General features: G+C 43.1%; 16 protein-coding genes. 6 read left to right on the top strand and 10 right to left on the bottom strand.

The genetic code is table 11. The features are described 5' to 3' along the window. The first annotated feature begins 477 nt into the window (after positions 1-477). The 4 genes from rppA to AC5JL8_RS34775 all read left to right on the top strand — a co-directional run bounded on the left by rppA (position 478) and on the right by AC5JL8_RS34775 (position 4,249). The gene (gene rppA / locus AC5JL8_RS34790) at positions 478-1,191 is read left to right on the top strand and encodes a two-component system response regulator RppA (RefSeq protein ID WP_495884241.1); all 714 of its coding nucleotides are present in this window, start codon (positions 478-480) and stop codon (positions 1,189-1,191) included. A 254-nt stretch (positions 1,192-1,445) separates the two neighbouring features. Next, positions 1,446-1,679, top strand: coding sequence for a hypothetical protein (locus AC5JL8_RS34785; protein WP_495884240.1), 234 nt, complete (start codon positions 1,446-1,448; stop codon positions 1,677-1,679). A 344-nt stretch (positions 1,680-2,023) separates the two neighbouring features. Then, positions 2,024-3,466 carry a two-component system sensor histidine kinase RppB gene (gene rppB, locus AC5JL8_RS34780; protein WP_495884239.1) on the top strand — a complete coding sequence of 481 codons (1,443 nt, stop codon included), beginning with the start codon at positions 2,024-2,026 and terminating at the stop codon, positions 3,464-3,466. Between the two features lie 36 nt (positions 3,467-3,502). Then, positions 3,503-4,249, top strand: a complete 747-nt coding sequence (locus tag AC5JL8_RS34775; protein WP_495884238.1) for a DUF561 domain-containing protein — start codon at positions 3,503-3,505, stop codon at positions 4,247-4,249. 171 nt (positions 4,250-4,420) lie between these two features. On the opposite strand, the gene AC5JL8_RS34770 is transcribed toward AC5JL8_RS34775, so the two are convergent. From AC5JL8_RS34770 to AC5JL8_RS34760, 3 genes are all read right to left on the bottom strand, one after another. After that, entirely contained in the window at positions 4,421-4,606 is a 186-nt protein-coding gene (locus tag AC5JL8_RS34770; protein ID WP_495884237.1) for a hypothetical protein, read from the bottom strand. Beyond that, on the bottom strand, positions 4,606-4,854 hold the full coding sequence (locus AC5JL8_RS34765; protein ID WP_495884236.1) for a hypothetical protein: 249 nt from the start codon (positions 4,852-4,854) through the stop codon (positions 4,606-4,608). The genes AC5JL8_RS34770 and AC5JL8_RS34765 overlap by 1 nt, the downstream gene beginning before the upstream one ends. 166 nt (positions 4,855-5,020) lie before the next feature. Next, positions 5,021-6,166 (bottom strand): DegT/DnrJ/EryC1/StrS family aminotransferase, encoded by a 1,146-nt coding sequence (locus AC5JL8_RS34760; protein WP_495884235.1) that lies wholly within the window; start codon positions 6,164-6,166, stop codon positions 5,021-5,023. A 380-nt stretch (positions 6,167-6,546) separates the two neighbouring features. On the opposite strand from AC5JL8_RS34760, the gene AC5JL8_RS34755 reads away from it, so the two are divergent. Next, positions 6,547-7,323, top strand: coding sequence for an ABC transporter permease (locus tag AC5JL8_RS34755; RefSeq protein ID WP_495884234.1), 777 nt, complete (start codon positions 6,547-6,549; stop codon positions 7,321-7,323). A gap of 22 nt (positions 7,324-7,345) precedes the next feature. Here the strand turns inward: AC5JL8_RS34755 and AC5JL8_RS34750 are convergent, their stop codons facing one another. Then, a complete protein-coding gene (locus AC5JL8_RS34750; RefSeq protein WP_495884233.1) occupies positions 7,346-7,543 on the bottom strand; it encodes a type II toxin-antitoxin system RelE/ParE family toxin in 198 nt (65 codons plus the stop codon). A gap of 97 nt (positions 7,544-7,640) precedes the next feature. Continuing rightward, positions 7,641-7,871: an addiction module protein gene (locus AC5JL8_RS34745; RefSeq protein WP_495884232.1), complete on the bottom strand. Its 231-nt coding sequence runs from the start codon at positions 7,869-7,871 to the stop codon at positions 7,641-7,643. A 365-nt stretch (positions 7,872-8,236) separates the two neighbouring features. Here AC5JL8_RS34745 and AC5JL8_RS34740 point away from each other — a divergent pair, with 365 nt between their 5' ends. Next, a complete protein-coding gene (locus AC5JL8_RS34740) occupies positions 8,237-8,470 on the top strand; it encodes a hypothetical protein (protein ID WP_495884231.1) in 234 nt (77 codons plus the stop codon). 179 nt (positions 8,471-8,649) lie between these two features. Here the strand turns inward: AC5JL8_RS34740 and AC5JL8_RS34735 are convergent, their stop codons facing one another. From AC5JL8_RS34735 to AC5JL8_RS34715, 5 genes are all read right to left on the bottom strand, one after another. Next, on the bottom strand, positions 8,650-11,043 hold the full coding sequence (locus tag AC5JL8_RS34735; RefSeq protein ID WP_495884230.1) for an NB-ARC domain-containing protein: 2,394 nt from the start codon (positions 11,041-11,043) through the stop codon (positions 8,650-8,652). Positions 11,044-11,165: 122 nt separating this feature from the next. Further along, on the bottom strand, positions 11,166-11,774 hold the full coding sequence (locus AC5JL8_RS34730; protein WP_495884229.1) for a CHAT domain-containing protein: 609 nt from the start codon (positions 11,772-11,774) through the stop codon (positions 11,166-11,168). Between the two features lie 94 nt (positions 11,775-11,868). Next, the gene (locus tag AC5JL8_RS34725) at positions 11,869-13,536 is read right to left on the bottom strand and encodes an alpha/beta hydrolase (RefSeq protein WP_495884228.1); all 1,668 of its coding nucleotides are present in this window, start codon (positions 13,534-13,536) and stop codon (positions 11,869-11,871) included. Positions 13,537-13,781: 245 nt separating this feature from the next. After that, positions 13,782-16,289, bottom strand: coding sequence for a phosphoenolpyruvate--protein phosphotransferase (gene ptsP, locus AC5JL8_RS34720; protein ID WP_495884227.1), 2,508 nt, complete (start codon positions 16,287-16,289; stop codon positions 13,782-13,784). A 512-nt stretch (positions 16,290-16,801) separates the two neighbouring features. Further along, positions 16,802-17,137, bottom strand: a complete 336-nt coding sequence (locus AC5JL8_RS34715) for an aldo/keto reductase (RefSeq protein WP_495884226.1) — start codon at positions 17,135-17,137, stop codon at positions 16,802-16,804. Positions 17,138-17,320: the final 183 nt, after the last annotated feature.

Here is a 17,320-nt window from a genome sequence, read left to right as displayed (position 1 = left end):
CCGTGTTTCGCGCAGGCTGTAGCAACTTCCGTCTTCCCTGTAAGAGCTTCCGCCTTCACGTTTCCGTGTTTCGCGCAGGCTGTAGCAACTTCCGTCTTCCCTGTAAGAGCTTCTGCCTTCACGTTTCCGTGTTTCGCGCAGGCTGTAGCAACTTCCGCCTTGACGTTTCCGTGTTACGCGCAGTCTGTAGCAACTTCCGCCTTGACATTTTTGGCTTCAGCCTACCCGTACCGGACACCACCGAATCAGTACGCAGCCTTCCTTAGTTCCTTCAATGCTCCCAGTCGCGGTTTTTTGTTAACGATACGCCTTTAGGCGTCTGCACTCCGCGCGATCGCGCTTACTTTTAATATCTTGTTCGCATTCGTTGCTCTCGCAATGACATTTTATAACTGATCAACCGAAGATGATATGAGACAGTCGCTACAATTGGAGATTGATTAATTCAATTACGAATTATTTCCATGAATAAAATTTATGCGCGTGCTACTAGTAGAGGATGAACCAGATTTAGGTAGTGCTATTAAGCGAACTCTTACACAACAAAAATACTTAGTAGATTGGGTATTAGATGGTAACGATGCCTGGGCATATTTAGAAAATAGCTGGACACAATATACACTAGCTATTTTTGATTGGATGCTACCAGGAATATCAGGATTAGAGTTATGCAAACGGCTACGCTATCATAAAAATCCTTTACCTGTGTTAATGCTGACAGCCAAAGACAGTATGGAAGATAAAGTTGCTGGGCTAGATGCAGGTGCAGATGATTATTTAGTCAAGCCATTTGGCATGGCAGAATTATTAGCAAGATTGCGAGCATTGCAGAGGCGATCGCCCCAATTTCAGCCCCAGAAATTAACTGTTGGCAACCTAACTCTAGATTATGGCAACAATTTAGTTGTTAGTCATAATCCTACGGGAAATCAACAAAAAATTCCTCTAACAAATAAGGAATTTCAGCTACTAGAGTATTTTATGAAGCACCCAAACCAAATTGTTACCACAGAACAAATTCGCAATCAGCTTTGGGAAGTCAGCGCAGAACCAGTTAGTAATGTAGTAGCAGCGCAAATGCGATTGCTGCGTCGCAAACTAGCTAATAGTGGCTGCGAGAACATAATTGAAACTTTGCATGGGATGGGATATCGTTTGAATCTCACTGTTGACTTTTCTATTTATGGTTAAACATGTACGAATGCATTGAGTTCATTAAGAATAGTTGATGCCTGTTCGCTCCTAGTTATAGGCAGAAAACGCCAATCAGGAAGACTTGACCATTTACAAAGTGGGAATTTTAAGTTACCTGCTTGTTTATCCAGGAAATCCCAACAATCCTTCTCAGCTTTTTTAGTGAGATGGATAAGGCTTCGAGGTGATAGAGAGACATAAACAGTAGTATGATATTTGTGTCAAAAATTAGATTTGCTTAAGGTGAAATCATGATTAATATTAATAATCTTCAGGAATCAACTCTCTGGGCTGATATGAATGATCTTGAAGCTGCACAAATAATAGGTGGATATAATGGTCAACCTGCTTTTGTACAAGTACCAAGTGGGAAACCAGGTGGTGTTGTGCCTGCAAGCAAGGTTCTTGGCCCTGAAGAATCGATACTTCAAATCTACACTATTGAGCAGTCAGGGCCAGTAACACGTTATTATCCTTTGGATTAAGGAGACCATATTTAACTAGCTCTATAATTTCCCTCACTAGAAGTTTTTTATGTTGAGGAATTGTTGAGGTATTAAAAATGGCAATTGCACATGTGGATTAACCATCGCTTTTATCGTTTGCTCAAAAAATTAATTACGTAACGTCCTTCTTGATGACATGGCAGCGCGTTGCGGGGAGAACCCCCGCAACGCGCTGCCCAAGGTTTGTATTACCATCAATAAACCTTAAAGTCTTGCCTTGTGTTGCTTCTGCTCCAGGTAGCGCCGCTTGCTTTTTGTTAGAGAAAATCGCTGGTGTGTGAGCGCCCTCTCTTCATCCTCTTTTTTTGGCGAAGGTATTGCTTATGAATCAAAATAAACTGTTTCAGCAAACCCGCCTACGTTTGGCACTGTGGTATGCACTTGTCATGGCTTTGATTTTAAGCCTGTGCGGATTCGGCATCTACAGAGCAATCTCCCATGCCCATTGGATGACATTAGATCGAGAACTGGAGTCTGTGGCAGGAACTTTACACGATACTATTGAACTGAAACTACAAAATCCTGGTCAATTGGAACCAGTAATACAGCAGCTTTTACCTAATATTTGTGTAATTGGTAAAAATTGTATTCAAGAACAATCAATTTCTAAACGTCATATTTTAAGCGCTATCAATCAAAGCAATTACTATGTACGCTTTTTCGATAATTCAGGACGCTTAATTGCTATCGCAGGTAACTATCCAGAGGAATTACCCTTAGTTTTTAACAAGGAACTTTGGCAAACCCTGAAAGATAGCAAAGGCAACTTTTATCATCAAATTTCTTTTGTGCTGCACACCCAAGAAAATCGTGATTGGGGTTACATTCAAGTAGGGCGAAGTCTTGCGGATTTCAAGAGTTATCTTGCTGCGGTAAAACTCACTTTAGCATTGGGATTACCAATTGTAATGCTTCTGGTTGGTATTGCGAGTTGGTGGTTAGCAGGATTAGCAATGCAACCGATTTATCGCTCATATAGGCAAGTTCAACAATTTACAGCCGATGCAGCACATGAATTACGGACTCCTTTAGCCGCAACTCAAGCGACAGTAGAATCAGCGCTGATGATGTCTCACCTAGATGGAACGGAAGCGCGAGAAATTCTCCGAACTACACAACGTCAAAATCAGCGACTCACAACTTTGGTGACAGATTTACTGCTGCTGACTCGCCTGGATCGCCAATCACTGCCAATGCAATGTGAAATTTGTTGTTTGGATGATATTATCAACGACTTAATAGAGGAATTTGCAGCTTTAGCGCTCGCAGCCGATATCACACTAACATCTTCAATCCGGGTTTCCCATCCACTGAATGTTGTCGGCAATGAAGATCAGCTTTATCGCCTGTTTTCTAACTTAATTGTCAATGCCATTCAATACACCACATCAGGAGGCAAGGTAACGGTTTGCCTAGACCGCAATGACCATTATGCTGTGATTCAGGTGCAAGATACAGGCATTGGGATTCCTCAGCCAGAACTAACTCGGATTTTTGATCGCTTTTATCGGGTAAATAGCGATCGCTCTCGCAGCACTGGCGGTTCTGGATTAGGATTAGCGATCGCTCAAGCAATTGTCCAGACACACCACGGTAGCTTAGATGTGCAAAGTGAATTAGGTAAAGGTAGCACTTTTACAGTTAAGTTACCCTTCGATATTCGTCTGCTGAAATGGGGAAGGGGGAATAGGGACAAGGGGACAAAACTATCAAGATTTGACAATAACAGTAGTAATATATATTTCCCTATAACTCAGGGACGGTAGAATATACCTAATTTTCGTAGCCTCAAAAGACGAACTATGACAATGCATTCTTCTTTGCAACGTGCATTTACTAACCGCTGTGTCCTGAAAGTGATCAGCGGTTTAAATAACTTTGATAGCGATCACGTCGCTGCTACTATCAAAGCGGCTGATTTGGGCGGTGCTACTTTTGTTGATATTGCTGCCGATCCTGCTTTAGTTCAGTTAGCTAAAAAATTAACCAATTTACCCATCTGCGTATCAGCAGTAGAGCCAGAAAAATTCGTACAAGCTGTGGCAGCTGGCGCAGATTTAATTGAAATCGGAAATTTCGATTCTTTCTATGCTCAAGGACGTAGATTTGAAGCTGAGGAAGTGCTAGCACTAACTCACCAAACTCGTGCCCTACTGAGCGAAATCACCTTATCTGTTACCGTTCCTCACATTCTGGAACTAGATCAACAGGTACAACTAGCTGAAGAATTGGTAAAAGCTGGCGCTGATATTATCCAAACCGAAGGCGGCACTAGCAGCAACCCCGCGCACCCTGGAACCTTGGGCTTAATTGAAAAAGCTGCCCCCACCTTGGCAGCAGCTTTTGAGATTTCCCGCGCGGTTTCAGTACCAGTATTGTGTGCTTCCGGCATTTCTAGCGTCACAGCCCCACTAGCGATCGCCGCTGGTGCAGCTGGTGTTGGTGTTGGTTCTGCAATTAACCAACTCAACAGCGAAGTCGCCATGATTGCTGCTGTCCGTAGCTTGGTAGAAGCTTTGGCAACTGCCAATAGCCGGGCGATCGTCTAGAACATCAGTAGCCCTGGAATAACCTCTCCCCCTAACCCTCTCCTACGAGGAGCTACGGTGTACACACAAGTCTTATAAACTTTGCCCTACAACGTTTTGATCCCCCCTAACCCCCCTTAAAAAGGGGGGAAAATTCTTAAAGTCCCCCTTCATAAGGGGGATTTAGGGGGATCAGATGATTTTTTCTTCCCAGCATGAAGATGTGTGTACACCATAGCCTACGAGGAGAGGGCAGCCACTATCAAATATTGGATCGACTAAATCCACAAACTGCGGATTGCGTTCTACAAAATAAATTACGGGTGCTGTATCGAGAAATAAGCGAGAAACTCCAGTTAACGCATCACTAATCCGCATTACTCTCCTCGCAACAACCGTTCTCGATGCTCATCTGCGAAACGTCGAGTCCGCGAAACCCATTCCTGAGCATCTTCACCCAATAGCGGATAGGAAGCCATACCTTTCAAATCGCTCCACTTGCGTTTTGGTTGCGTTTGGGTGATATGTTTCTTCACACGTTCTACCAAATGTCCCATCACTGTCAATTGCTCTTCTGGAGTCAGTTGCTCAATCTCGTTTAAAATTTTTTCCAGTGACGGACTCATTAATCTAACCTTTGTTAACTGCTGTAAATTTTAGCGTCTTTACTCCTGTAATGGTCTGTGGGAGAAAGCCTAACAGAAAAATGGCGGATTAAGATGAGATAGACGCGGAGAATGCAAGAACAATCTACTCGCCGCGTCCCCGCGTCCCCATGTCTTTAAGTCCTCTTTACCCCAAACAATCCTTCAGCGCATAAATCACCTGGTCTTGCTGTTGTTGTGTCAGTTCTGGGAACATGGGTAGAGATATGACCTCATGGCAGACTTGCTCTGCTATTGGTAAGTCCCCTGGCTGGTAGCCCAAACTTTGATAAATCGGTTGCAAATGTAAAGGCAGGGGATAATAAACCATTGAACTCACGCCCCGTTCCTGCAATTGCTGACGTACTGAGTCCCGATATTTGGCGGTAGCACCGTTCCGCCCCTGGCCTGATATGCGAATAGTGTATTGATTCCATACCCCAACGCCGCCAGCTAATTCTTCAGGGGTGATGATACCGGGAACTTGGCTGAGGAATTGGTGATAATAAGCTGCGATCGCTCGTCGTCGTTCATTCCAATTATCGAGATAACGCAGTTTAATCTCCAGAATCGCTGCTTGTATCGCATCCAAGCGGCTATTTACACCGATTTCTTCATGAATGTAGCGAACTTTGCTACCATGATCCCGCAGTACTCGCAGTTTGCTGGCAATCTCTGGATCATTGGTTGTAATTGCTCCGCCATCGCCGCAGCCACCAAGGTTTTTAGTGGGGTAAAAACTGAAGCATCCAATGTGTCCAATGCTGCCGACTTTTCGATTATTCCAAGTTGCTCCTGTGGATTGAGCGCAATCTTCAATTACTGCCAAATTGTGAGACTGGGCGATCGCCATCAGCGCTGTCATGTCTACAGGTTGCCCAAACAGATGAACTGGGATAATCGCTTTCGTTTTCGGTGTAATCGCTGCTGCTACTTGCTGCAAATCCAAATTAAACGAAGCATCAATATCAACGAAAATCGGCTTTGCACCCACTGCACTGATGACCTCAGCCGTAGCAATAAAAGTGAAAGTTGTAGTAATTACTTCATCACCTGCACCAATGCCCAAGGCTCGTAGCGAGAGAAAAAGTGCATCAGTACCAGAATTACAAGCTACACATTCACTTACACCATGATAAGCGGCAAACTGTTTTTCAAAACCTTCTACTAAAGGCCCACCAATATAACGACCAGAAGCCAGAACCTCCAAGACAGCCGCACTCACCTCTGCTTCTAGAGTGGAGTATTGCTGCTTGATATCAAAGGCAGGAACGGAATTTACACTTTGGATCATGAGTTTTTATTTGATCTGGAGATACAAAAGATGCACTTCGACGGTCAATTGTTGCTGATTGAATTGTTAATCAAAGAGCTAGGGAAGACTGTTGCTCAAAATACGCCTTGTCACGGATTTATACTGAGATTATTTTATAGGGCAGGCTAACATGATTTCCGTAAAAAAGGCAAAGGTAGAGGGGCAGGGAGCAGGGGAGACAAGGGGACAAGGGGAAAAGGGGACAAGGGGACAAGGGGACAAGGGGACAAGAGGACAAGGGGACAAGGGGAAAGAACTATGATTAAATCTTGCTCCTTGTCCCCCCATCCCCCATGCTCCTTGTCCTCTTCATCCAATGCCCCATGTCCAATGCCCAATTCCCAGGAGGTAGATAACCAATGCAAGATTTGATTAAGCTGGATTTGGTTGATTTGGCGATCGCAATTGGTTTAATGGCGATCGCTATTGGTTTATCTGCTTGGGAAAAATTAGGTCTAGAGTTGAACTTAGCCCTCGCTACCGGAAGAACTATTCTCCAACTACTCGTTTTGGGATACGTTTTCGACTTCATCTTTGCTTTGGACAATGTTTGGGCAGTTTTGGCGATTCTAGCAGTAATGCTGACGATTACGGCGATTGTCGCACGAAACCGCATCAGCCAAAAAGTTCCCCGTGTATTGCCTTGGGTGTGGGGGTCAATTTTTGTGAGTACGGCGCTGACGGTGCTTTATAGCAACTTTTTGATTGTTCAGCCAGAAAGATGGTACGAACCAAGGTATATGATTCCCTTAGCAGGGATAGTGTTGGGTAATGCCATGAATGCAGCTGCGATCGCCGGAGAACGCCTCGTAAATACTATCAATTCATCGCATTTAGAAATAGAAACTCATTTGAGCTTAGGCGCAACTCCCCAGCAAGCCGTTACCCAGTACCGCAGAGAAGCTATTCGCGCCGGATTGATTCCAACTCTAAATCAAATGATGCTCATCGGTATGGTTGCACTACCAGGAATCACAACCGGACAACTATTGGCTGGGGTAACACCTCTTGAGGCTGTATCTTATGAAATTTTACTGATGTTTATGGTTGCTTTTGCTAACTTGCTCACAACACTTTTAGTTACTAAAGGATTGTGTCGTCAGTTTTTTAACTCCGCCGCCCAATTGGTAAGGTGATAGTCAATAAAGCGATCGCATCTCACTCAATCTGGCGATTTTTCCAGTAATCAGGTTTGCGCTTTCCATGTGCGATCGAGATAATCCAAATAACATCTTCCAGCTCTGAATAAAAAATTAGATAGGGAAAACGTTGAATAGCGTAACGACGTACCCCCTCAATTTTGTATGGCGTTCCTAAATTGGGATTTTGCTGAATCTTCCCAATAACTTTCTCCAATTCAGATAATAGATCAAGCCCCAAGCCTTTTGGCTTTCATAATAAGCAATTGCATCATCAAGCTCCTTTCGAGCTTCAGTGTGGATAACAACAAATTTCACGAATATTTTTCTCGGAGTTCAGAAAATACTTGTTCTGAGGGTTCGCCAATGGCTGTCCCCTGATGAATCTCATCCAACCTTTTAGTTATTTCTGTATCCCAAGCAGCCTCTACATCATCATCTGTATCTTCATCCAAAGAATGAATTAAAAAGTGAGCGAGTTCAGCACGGTCTTGCACAGAGAGTTGAGAAAGTTGAAGCTTAAGTTTTTCCGCAGTTTCGGTCATATTATTGTGTCTGGCAAACAATTCAGAATTTGTGGCTCAACAATTTGATTTTAGCTGCGATTCGCACTCGTCCATCTGTAGAATAAACACTGCCCACCTCACAAAAGCCCTCAAAATCTTGCCTCTTCGCTTCATTTAGAAATCAGTTCCCGCACTAATAACATCAGTCTACTGAATACACTAAAAAGCATCCCAGTCTACTTTAGTAGACTTGAGCTATTAGCCCGCAATTTATTGCAGGGCGGGCTGACAACGTAGCGCATAGGCGATATATATAATTTCAAAAATAAGACACATCACCAATTTACTAGATTATTTGTGCTTGAAGCTGAAAACTTGAACTTCTGAACTCGGAAGTTGCACCTTTGAACTCGGACGTTGCACCTCTGAACTCGGACGTTGCACCTTTGAACTCGGACGTTGCACCTTTGAACTCGGAAGTTTCACCTTTGAACTCGAACGTTGCACTTTTGAACTCGGAAGTTGCACCTTTGAACTCGGACGTTGCGCCTCTGAACTCGGAAATTGCACCTTTAAGCCTGAACGATCGCACTTTTATCACGACCGATGAGTTATTTATCAAAAATCATTGCAAGTAGAATGAAATTAATCGAGGCGATCGCACAATTAGAGAATTACTTTGCTTGACTCGCAATCACAATCATATAGCCGGACTCGATATTATCTCAATTCTCCACAACTGGTTACAGACACAACCCCCTTAACCCAAACCAAATTTCATTTTCTTAATTACGAATTACGAATTACGAACTACGAATTACTCTTTTGTGGCTTGCAACCGCAAAAAATACACCCGTCCTAAGGCATCACCAGCAACAACTTTCACCCCATCGGGTGCAATAGCACAGCAATATATTACACTTTCACCTATGAAACTGGTAATTAATTCTCCGGTTTCCCAATTCCAAACCTTTAGGGTTCTGTCACCGGAAGCCGAAATAATATACTTGCTATCTGGAGTGAGGACAACTGCATTGACACAGTAACGATGTCCCTTCAAGGTACGCAGTTCTTCTCCAGTATCCAAATTCCAGACTTTCAATGTTTTGTCATCGGAACCAGAAATCATATACTTGGCATCTGGGATGATCGCGACTGTATTTACTGATTTAGTATGACCTGCCAAGGTACGCAGTACTTCTCCAGTATGCCAATTCCACGCTTTCAGGGTCTTATCATCGGAACCAGAAATCATATACTTGCTATCTGGGGCGAGGGCGACTGCTGTTATTCTTTCACTATGACCTGTCAAGGTACGCAGTACTTCTCCAGTATGCCAATCCCAGAGTTTCAAGGTCTTGTCAGCAGAAGCAGAAATCACGTACTTGCTATCTGAAGCTAGGGCGACTGCATTTACTGATTTAGTATGACCTGTTAAGGTACGCAGTACTTCTCCAGTATGCCAATCCCAGAGTTTCAAGGTCTTGTCAGCAGAAGCAGAAATCACGTACTTGCTATCTGGAGTGAGGGCGACTGCATTTACCCAGCCAGTATGACCTGTCAACGTACGCACTTCTTCACCGATTTGCCAATTCCAGACTTTTATAGTGGTGTCATGGGAACCAGAAATTATATACTTGCCATCTGAGGTGAGGACGATTGCCCGTACATAGTCGTCATGACCCGCCAGAGTACGCACTTCTTCACCGGTTTGCCAATTCCAGACTTTTATAGTCTTATCATCGGAACCAGAAATTATATACTTGCCATCTGGGGTGAGGGCGACTGTATATATAGAGCCACTATGACCCAGTATGGTACGTACCAAGGGGCCACCAGGGAGAATAAAGTTTGCTGTTTGGGGAAGCAAGCAAGGGGTTTTGCATTGCTGCGCTTGGGTTAACAATGCCTGAATTTCTGAACTTTCAAAACATAGCAACCGCCCTAATAATTGCTGTGGCAATTGCTTTTTATCTAAATTTAAAACATGTGCCGACAGTCGCAATGCACCTTGAATTAACTGTAAATTCTCATCCTCCGGCAAAAAATCATAATCTGCTAGCAAAGCATTAATATTGATGTTCTCCAACTTCGCCTGCAACCAGCGAAAATTACACAGCAGTTGTTGTAATTCTTTTTCCCTTCCCCCTGCCACCAAGTGATAAGCTAAATTTTCCAAGATATAGCCGTCATTTTCTAAACTATGCCAGCCTTGGGGGTACTTTTCGCTGTAAGCATTTAACAGGCGATTGTGTAAAAACCCTATGCCTTCACTTTCTTTTACTAAAGCGGAGTACTGCTTTCTAACATAATCAAACTGCAAGTCATGCAACCGCAAATTTCCCGCTTCATCCCGCAAAGCTAGGGATTTACTCACCAATTCATCAATCACATCTTGGGTATCAAACTCATCTAACCCCAAAGGTTGCCAAAAAGTCTGCAAAACTGCTTCTGGTATCGGTGTATCTTCAGGAAAGACCGCAAAATCTAAATATCGCTGTTGGCAATTCTCATCCAAAGCTGCCACGCTGACCGCGATCGCCTTGAGTAAATCGGGATAAGGATAATCGGGAAACTGTTGTTTGATTTTCTCTAAATCAGCACTCCGCAGTTTTTCTAAAATATTCTGCCAGCGATTTGGCGGTTTCCCCCGCATCATCGCGCCCACCATCGCCAATGCTAAGGGCAAATAGCCACATTCCTTCGCTACCTGCAAAACGACATCATTTTGCTGTGTGGGGTGCATCATCTCCGGTTGATTTGCCCAATCTGCCAAAAGTGCTAAGGCTTGTTGTGCATCTAAAACCGCAAGCTGATATTCTTCCCCTCCCAACCCCGTAACTATCGCTGCATCACGGGTGGTAACTAACATTTGACAGCGTTCCCCCAACACCTCAAACGGTGTCGCATCATCCAAACGCCAAATATCATCCAAAATCAGCAAGCAAGTTTTATCTGCAAACAACTCCCGCAACCGCGCTTTTGCCAATCCAATCTCGGTAAAAGCCGCTTGCTTGTCTCCCAACGCAGAGGCAAGATAGGATTGCCAAGTTAAAATCTGGGGCGTTTGTCCAAATGTTATCCAAAACACCCCATCAGGAAACGCTTTTCTGACTTCTTCATCCCGCGCCAAGGCTGTAGCTAAGACTGTTTTGCCAATTCCGCCCATTCCTTGCACACCAACACGGCGACTTTTCCCTGTAACCCCCACAGGTTGTTTTGTTGGCGAAAATACTTTGTGTTTTAAGGGTGAAAGTTCTTCTTCACGAGGTAAAAAGTGTGGTGGTAATTCTGGGACGTTGGTAAGATTGCCTAAAGGAACGTGATGCAGAGTTAAATTAGTTTTTTTTTAAGTTCAGGAATCGACTCGCCAGATACACCAGCTAATTCAATGGCATTCCGCGCAATATTAAAAGCAAACTCCACAGGCGAACCTTCATCATATTGGGGATTGTAAGCCAGAATTGCATCGTAAAAACCCACAACAAACTCAATCGCGGCTTTATCCCCAATCTGATCGTTCATGCCAATCACATAATTAATATGTTGGGAAATAGCATCTGCTTGAACTTCCGAGTAACAAGCATTCAACAGCACACATTCTACTTGTTTAGAAAACTGTCCAAACAGCCCAGCTAATGCTTCTCCCGTGACTAGCTGTTCAAATCCAGTGTCATCCTCAAAAGCTAATCCTTGAACCCCTGCACCATGCCCAGAAAAGTGGATAATATTTGGTCGATAATCCAAAATAGCGCGGCGAATATCCCTTGGACGTACTGCCAAATCATACCGCAACTCAAAGTTTTCCCGATTTAGCGACCTTTGCAACCCTTCCTTAACATCACGCAATTCTTCATCCAGCCGCAATCGTACCGTCTGCTTGGGATTTGCTGCCAGTATTAAAATTTTTTGGGGCAAGATTTTTTGGGGTTTGATGGTCATTGCCGACGTTGGAAATAGCTGTTGTTAAGTATACATATTTCCAGTAGGGTAGGCATTGCCCACCAAAACCAGGATATGGTGGGCAATGCCTACTCTACATTGATTTCAGCTTTGATCTCAGAACAACTTGAATCTGTTTTTTCTGACACTCCTCAGAGAAAGCATAAATTTTGTCTTCCATTTCTCCCTCGGCTGACAAAGATGATATAAATCCGTCAAATCCGAGAAAGGCTAATTCGTAGATAGCTTTTTGGGTAAATTTACCCTGAAAGTAACCAGTATGAGTATCAATACCTTTTGAACCATTGTTACTCCCAGCCTTACCCAGAAATGCAAATGTGAGAACAACATAATCCCAAAAGTTGATAGCTGGCTTTTGTAGAGCATAAGTGACTATTCCTGCATCCTGACTCGGATCATCTTTGTAATCTGTGCAGTCAAAGTAAGTGAATAAGTCTGCGGGTTCCACTTCAGTTTCGGAGAATGTCCGCATTTCTGTAAGGTTGTTATGTTCTTTGTTAGAAGAACGAATTTCTAGATATTTGTGGGGGCGATCAATGTCGTAATCTTCAGTGTAGCTATCCGGCAAAAAGTTAACAATTCCATATCTCGGTGCATGACCAACCGTATCGTTGGAGTTACGGAAATGACTAACAGTGACATTACCAAGTCTGTAACCACTAATGCGAGTTTTAGCTGGGAAACTAAAGTAATTTGCGGCTGTAGAGGTTAATCGCAAAGCTAAATCTCCCTCACTACAAAAGATATAAGCTTCTTCGCAACGACGTAAGGAAGAACGTAGAAAATTGGCTCGTCCTGGCAAAATAGTTTCTACAGGAATATCAGGTGCAACTAAAACAAGTCTTCCTAAACAAAAGGCATGTCCAATTTCAGAAGAAGGTTTTTTGTTAATCGATTGAACGTCAAAAACATCAGAAAGAATACGAATTACATTTGTGAGTACAAAGCAGCCCAAACTGTGACCAATAAATGATAATTTTACCCGTTTTTTATAACCTAATTTATCTATAGAATAATCTAGCTGTCTCAGCAACTCTACCAAATCTATAACGCCATAATTACTAGCTCTATAGACATCTCTAAAGTAGCTAGAAATTCTCAAAAACATCACTGTTAGCACTGCTGAAGTCGCAATACCAGAAATAATTAATAAAATTGTCAAAAAATGAATAACACTAGGCGGCAATAAATTTACATATAATAAAACCAAGGTAGACAATATGCTAACTGTTAGCCCAGTCACTAAAATGCCTAATAGTAAACGTGGTAAGGCAGAGATTGCATAACCTAGCTTTTCTTTAACTGTACCGGAATCGTCTTTTTTAAAGGGATTTTCAGACGGCCATCTATAGCCAATAAAAATATATTTATTTGATTGCTGGATATGTTCATTAACATAATTGTAAATTTTTTTACAGCCTTTCTCTGTATCAGAGGGTGTTGAACTATATCCATGAATATTTATGACAATTTCTGGTTCTTCATTTTCTATCAAACGTCTAGCAATTTTGTCAATCATGCTTTTGGTTGACGTTGCAGGTTGACTATCATTAAGATAAAAAAAGTTTCTATTATTAACTTTTGCTAAATCTATAGTAGAGTGTTCTTCTTCTGTTTCAACATTGAGTGTTGCAGTACTAACGACTAAATAACCTGGTACTTTTGCAGACTCGTTTTCTTGAAACTCATAAATTTTGTATTGTTCAGCATCTAAGAGACTAGCATCAGAATGATTATTCATAAAGCTTTTATATTTGTTCTACTAGGGTTATTTTACTTGGGGATCATATCCTAATAGAGCTAAAAAAGTGGGCTATGTAAAAAAATAAGTAGAAAAATTCACATTTACCTACTTATAAAAAACTGCTTGGATACATTAAAGGATTACTTCTACTGTCTAAATCTTTTATTTTTCAAAATTTTTTGCAACACAACCACAGAAAAGAATCATTTCTGGCTGTAGTTTACGGAATGAATATTTAGTATTTATTTAAATGAGCTAGAGATTAACTCTCTTACCTGTTCTGCGGAATCTTGTTGTAATGCGGATGCAGCGATCGCCTCTGCCTCTGCTACAGTTAATTGGGCGATCGCCTGTTTGAGTGTAGGTACAGCATGAGGATTTACACTCAATTCATCCAATCCCAAACCTAATAAAATTGGTGTTGCTAAAGGTTCTGCTGCTAGTTCACCACATAACCCTACCCAAATGCCTGCTTTATGGGCAACTTGGACGGTTTGCTGCACCATCCGCAACACTGCTGGATGCATGGCGTCTGCTAAATTTGCAACTCGTGGATTAGTGCGATCGCCAGCCATGACATACTGGCTAAGGTCATTAGTTCCAATGCTGAAAAAATCTACTTCAGTCGCCAATTTATCAGCCATGACTACAGCTGAAGGTATCTCTACCATGATGCCAACTTCCATCGCTTCATCAAAAGCAATATCTGCTTGGCGCAGTTCAGCCTGCACTTCAGCCAGAATTACCTTAGCCGCCCGTAGCTCAGTTACACTGGCAATCATCGGCAACATTATCTTTATCTTGTGTCCCACACTGGCCCTCAAAATTGCCCGGAATTGAGTTTTCAAGAAATCTGGATGATCTAAACAAAAGCGAATTCCTCGCCAGCCAAGGAATGGGTTAGCTTCTGGAACCGCTATTTTGAGGTAGGGAAGTGGTTTGTCACCACCAGCATCTAAGGTACGAATGATCAACGGCCGCTGATCCAGAATTTGGGCGATTTCCTGATACACTGCTAGTTGCTCTTCTTCCGTCGGCGCATTTGTCCGGCCTAGATAAAGAAACTCTGTACGCAGCAATCCTACACCCTCAGCCCCAGCTGCTACAGCCATTTGAGCATCAGTTATGCTGCCAATATTCGCAAAGATGCTAACTTGGCGACCGTCACGGGTAATCGCTGGTTGATGTGCTTTGGCTTGTGCTTGCTGGTGAGTAGTTTGCCATGCTTCTCGCTTGGCTTCTAGTACACCCAAGATATTTGGTTCTGGTTCTACCCAAGCTTTACCACTCTCACCATCGAGTGCCATGAGCGTACCATCTTCTAGGTACAATACCTCTGCATCTACGCCCAGAACTGCGGGTATACCTAATGTCCGAGCAATAATTGCACTGTGAGAAGTCGCGCTACCTGAAGTTGTACAAATGCCTAACACCTTTGTCGGGTCTAATCCCAAGGTATCAGAGGGAGTTAGATCGCTGGCTACCAAAATCGCTGGTTCAGCTAATTCTAGAGAATTTACAGATTTACCCGCTAGTAGTCGTAATACTCTTTGCCCGACATCTACAACATCTTCAACTCGCTCTTGTAGGTAAGAATCTTCTAGGATGTGGTAGCTAGTTGCCACCTCATCGACTACCGCTTGCCAAGCAGCTTCTGCATTTAAATGTTGTTCCCAAATCCGCTGACGAACAGCTTGCAGTAGTATTGGATCTTCTAAAAACAACAAATGGGCAACAAAGATGGAGGCTTCCGCATCACCAATTTGAATAGCCGCTTGTGAGAATAATGTTTGAATTTCTTGTTGGGCAGTTTCAATAGCTGCCTGTAAACGTTGCCACTCAGCTTCAACATCTTCTACGTGGTATTGCGTAACAGTAACTGCGGCGGGTTGATAATGAATAACAGGTGCGATCGCCACCCCTGGAGAAGCTGCAATTCCAGCCAGTTCGCCGTGAGTTGGTGGGCTAGCTTCGTTCTCTGCTATTGATGGTTCCCAAGTACTATCATCTTCGCCAAAGTTAGTTGTCACCAATGCTTGTAATGCAGCCAAAGCTTCATCAGCATCAGCACCAATAGCGATAATCGCCAGTTCGTGTCCTTGACGTACTCCTAATGTTGTGACTTGGTTAATACTGTCACCGCGAACAGCAACACTACTTCTACTGACATTTTGCACCCAGATTTGCGAATTAAATCGGGCTGCTGTGGTCACAAATTGTGCTGCGGGGCGGGCGTGTAATCCCAAGCGGTTGCGAACAGTTAAGCGGATTTCTTTGGTTGAGAATTCTGTGTTGGCTGTCAATTGGTCATCACTACTAACAACTGACGATTGGCTACCAAGCGCAAATAAATGTGTTGCTTTCGCTACTAATGCTCCCCGTGCTTCTGCTAAGACTTGCTGAATGTCCCCACCAGATGCAGCGGCAACTGCGGCAGTGATCGCTCCTTCTACTATAGGTGCTTCACACAGATAAACTTTTTCTCTTTGCTCTGGTGGCAGAAACTCTAGGGCCATTTCTGCACTCATCAAGGCGCTGCCTGTATCCATTAACACCAGAACGCCATCATCGGTGAAGATAGAGGCGATCGCCTCATAAACTTGGACAGGATCTGTACCCAATGGATTTTCCAAGCCTTCAATCCCAGCTGCGATCGCCAGAGGTACTTGACCCTTAACCATTTGTGCTGCAAGTTCCTGGACGCCAAGCGCTAGCTGTTTACTGTGAGAAACAATAACAATTCCGATCACGGCAACACCGTCGACTCTGTTGAGAGGCTTTTGTTGAGCTATTTAATTTTATTCTTCCATTTTCTACCACTAAAAACAGTGTTGATTGCGAAATTGCAACTTTGCGATAACAAACTCAGATTCTGTTGTGTATGAGAGAGTTGCGGGAATTCTAAAGATATGGATTAAAACTGCGTAGAAGCTCTGCTTATTGTCGCCAGACATCAGATATTCGTCTTTAGCTCCTAAATAGACTTTCCCAAACCACGATAGGGTTATTAGCGTAGTTCTCTTAACTGTTGTACTCAATCTTGTTGTAATGCAGATGCCGCGATGCGTGCGGCGAGCTACGCCTACGCAGTTTTAGGACTTACAATGCGTAAGTCCTGCGATCGCTCATCAAAAGCAAAATCTGAAAAAATACTCCAGCACTCAGATGGATCAACGGTTAACAGTACTCATATCAGGGTAGCGTTCACCTGCTGCCACATTTTTGGGTGCAACTGCTTCAAGTCGATTCAACTCTTGTTCAGTCAGGGTAATTTCGGTAGCTGCAATATTCTCCTCCAAGCTGGTCTGCCACTAATCCCTTTCCAACCACCATCTTCAGTGCGGACATTGCCAAACTTGCTTGCTAGTATTACTTGATCTCGATGCTCTTTAATTGCCCTACCTACTAATTGCTCATTGGTGAACGACCCATACATATCTGCTGTGTCAAGGAAGTTTACCCCAAGTTCCAAAGCGCAATGGATGGTGGCGATCGCCTCAATTTCATCACGACCACTATAGAACTCAGACATTCCCATGCAACCAAGTCCGATAGTTGAAACTTCTAACCCTTGCTTGCCTAGCTTTCTGGTTCTCATAAAATCATCTCCTAGTCAGTAATTGGTTAGAGAAAATCAGGTCTTTCAGAATTATCCCTTTCCCTATCATCAAACCATCTATTATTAGAAGTATTTTCTGATATAAGTAGGTTACGAATTGTTGGTAGAAAAACTTGGGTATTTTTACTGTGAATTTAGAGTGAATAACACACAAGGTTAATG

The sequence above is a fragment of the Mojavia sp. genome (genome assembly GCF_059505145.1).
The sequence above is the reverse complement of the archived record's forward strand: the minus strand, read 5'-3'. Positions and strand labels throughout refer to the sequence as shown.

Excerpts from the sequence above, each read along its gene's own strand:
- AC5JL8_RS34730 (WP_495884229.1), bottom strand. The coding sequence starts at position 11,774 with ATGACCATCAAACCCCAAAAAATCTTGCCCCAAAAAATTTTAATACTG.
- AC5JL8_RS34785 (WP_495884240.1), top strand. The coding sequence starts at position 1,446 with ATGATTAATATTAATAATCTTCAGGAATCAACTCTCTGGGCTGATATG.
- AC5JL8_RS34725 (WP_495884228.1), bottom strand. The coding sequence starts at position 13,536 with ATGAATAATCATTCTGATGCTAGTCTCTTAGATGCTGAACAATACAAA.
- AC5JL8_RS34745 (WP_495884232.1), bottom strand. The coding sequence starts at position 7,871 with ATGACCGAAACTGCGGAAAAACTTAAGCTTCAACTTTCTCAACTCTCT.
- AC5JL8_RS34770 (WP_495884237.1), bottom strand. The coding sequence starts at position 4,606 with ATGCGGATTAGTGATGCGTTAACTGGAGTTTCTCGCTTATTTCTCGAT.
- AC5JL8_RS34755 (WP_495884234.1), top strand. The coding sequence starts at position 6,547 with ATGCAAGATTTGATTAAGCTGGATTTGGTTGATTTGGCGATCGCAATT.
- AC5JL8_RS34775 (WP_495884238.1), top strand. The coding sequence starts at position 3,503 with ATGACAATGCATTCTTCTTTGCAACGTGCATTTACTAACCGCTGTGTC.
- AC5JL8_RS34715 (WP_495884226.1), bottom strand. The coding sequence starts at position 17,137 with ATGAGAACCAGAAAGCTAGGCAAGCAAGGGTTAGAAGTTTCAACTATC.
- AC5JL8_RS34765 (WP_495884236.1), bottom strand. The coding sequence starts at position 4,854 with ATGAGTCCGTCACTGGAAAAAATTTTAAACGAGATTGAGCAACTGACT.
- AC5JL8_RS34760 (WP_495884235.1), bottom strand. The coding sequence starts at position 6,166 with ATGATCCAAAGTGTAAATTCCGTTCCTGCCTTTGATATCAAGCAGCAA.
- rppB (WP_495884239.1), top strand. The coding sequence starts at position 2,024 with ATGAATCAAAATAAACTGTTTCAGCAAACCCGCCTACGTTTGGCACTG.
- rppA (WP_495884241.1), top strand. The coding sequence starts at position 478 with ATGCGCGTGCTACTAGTAGAGGATGAACCAGATTTAGGTAGTGCTATT.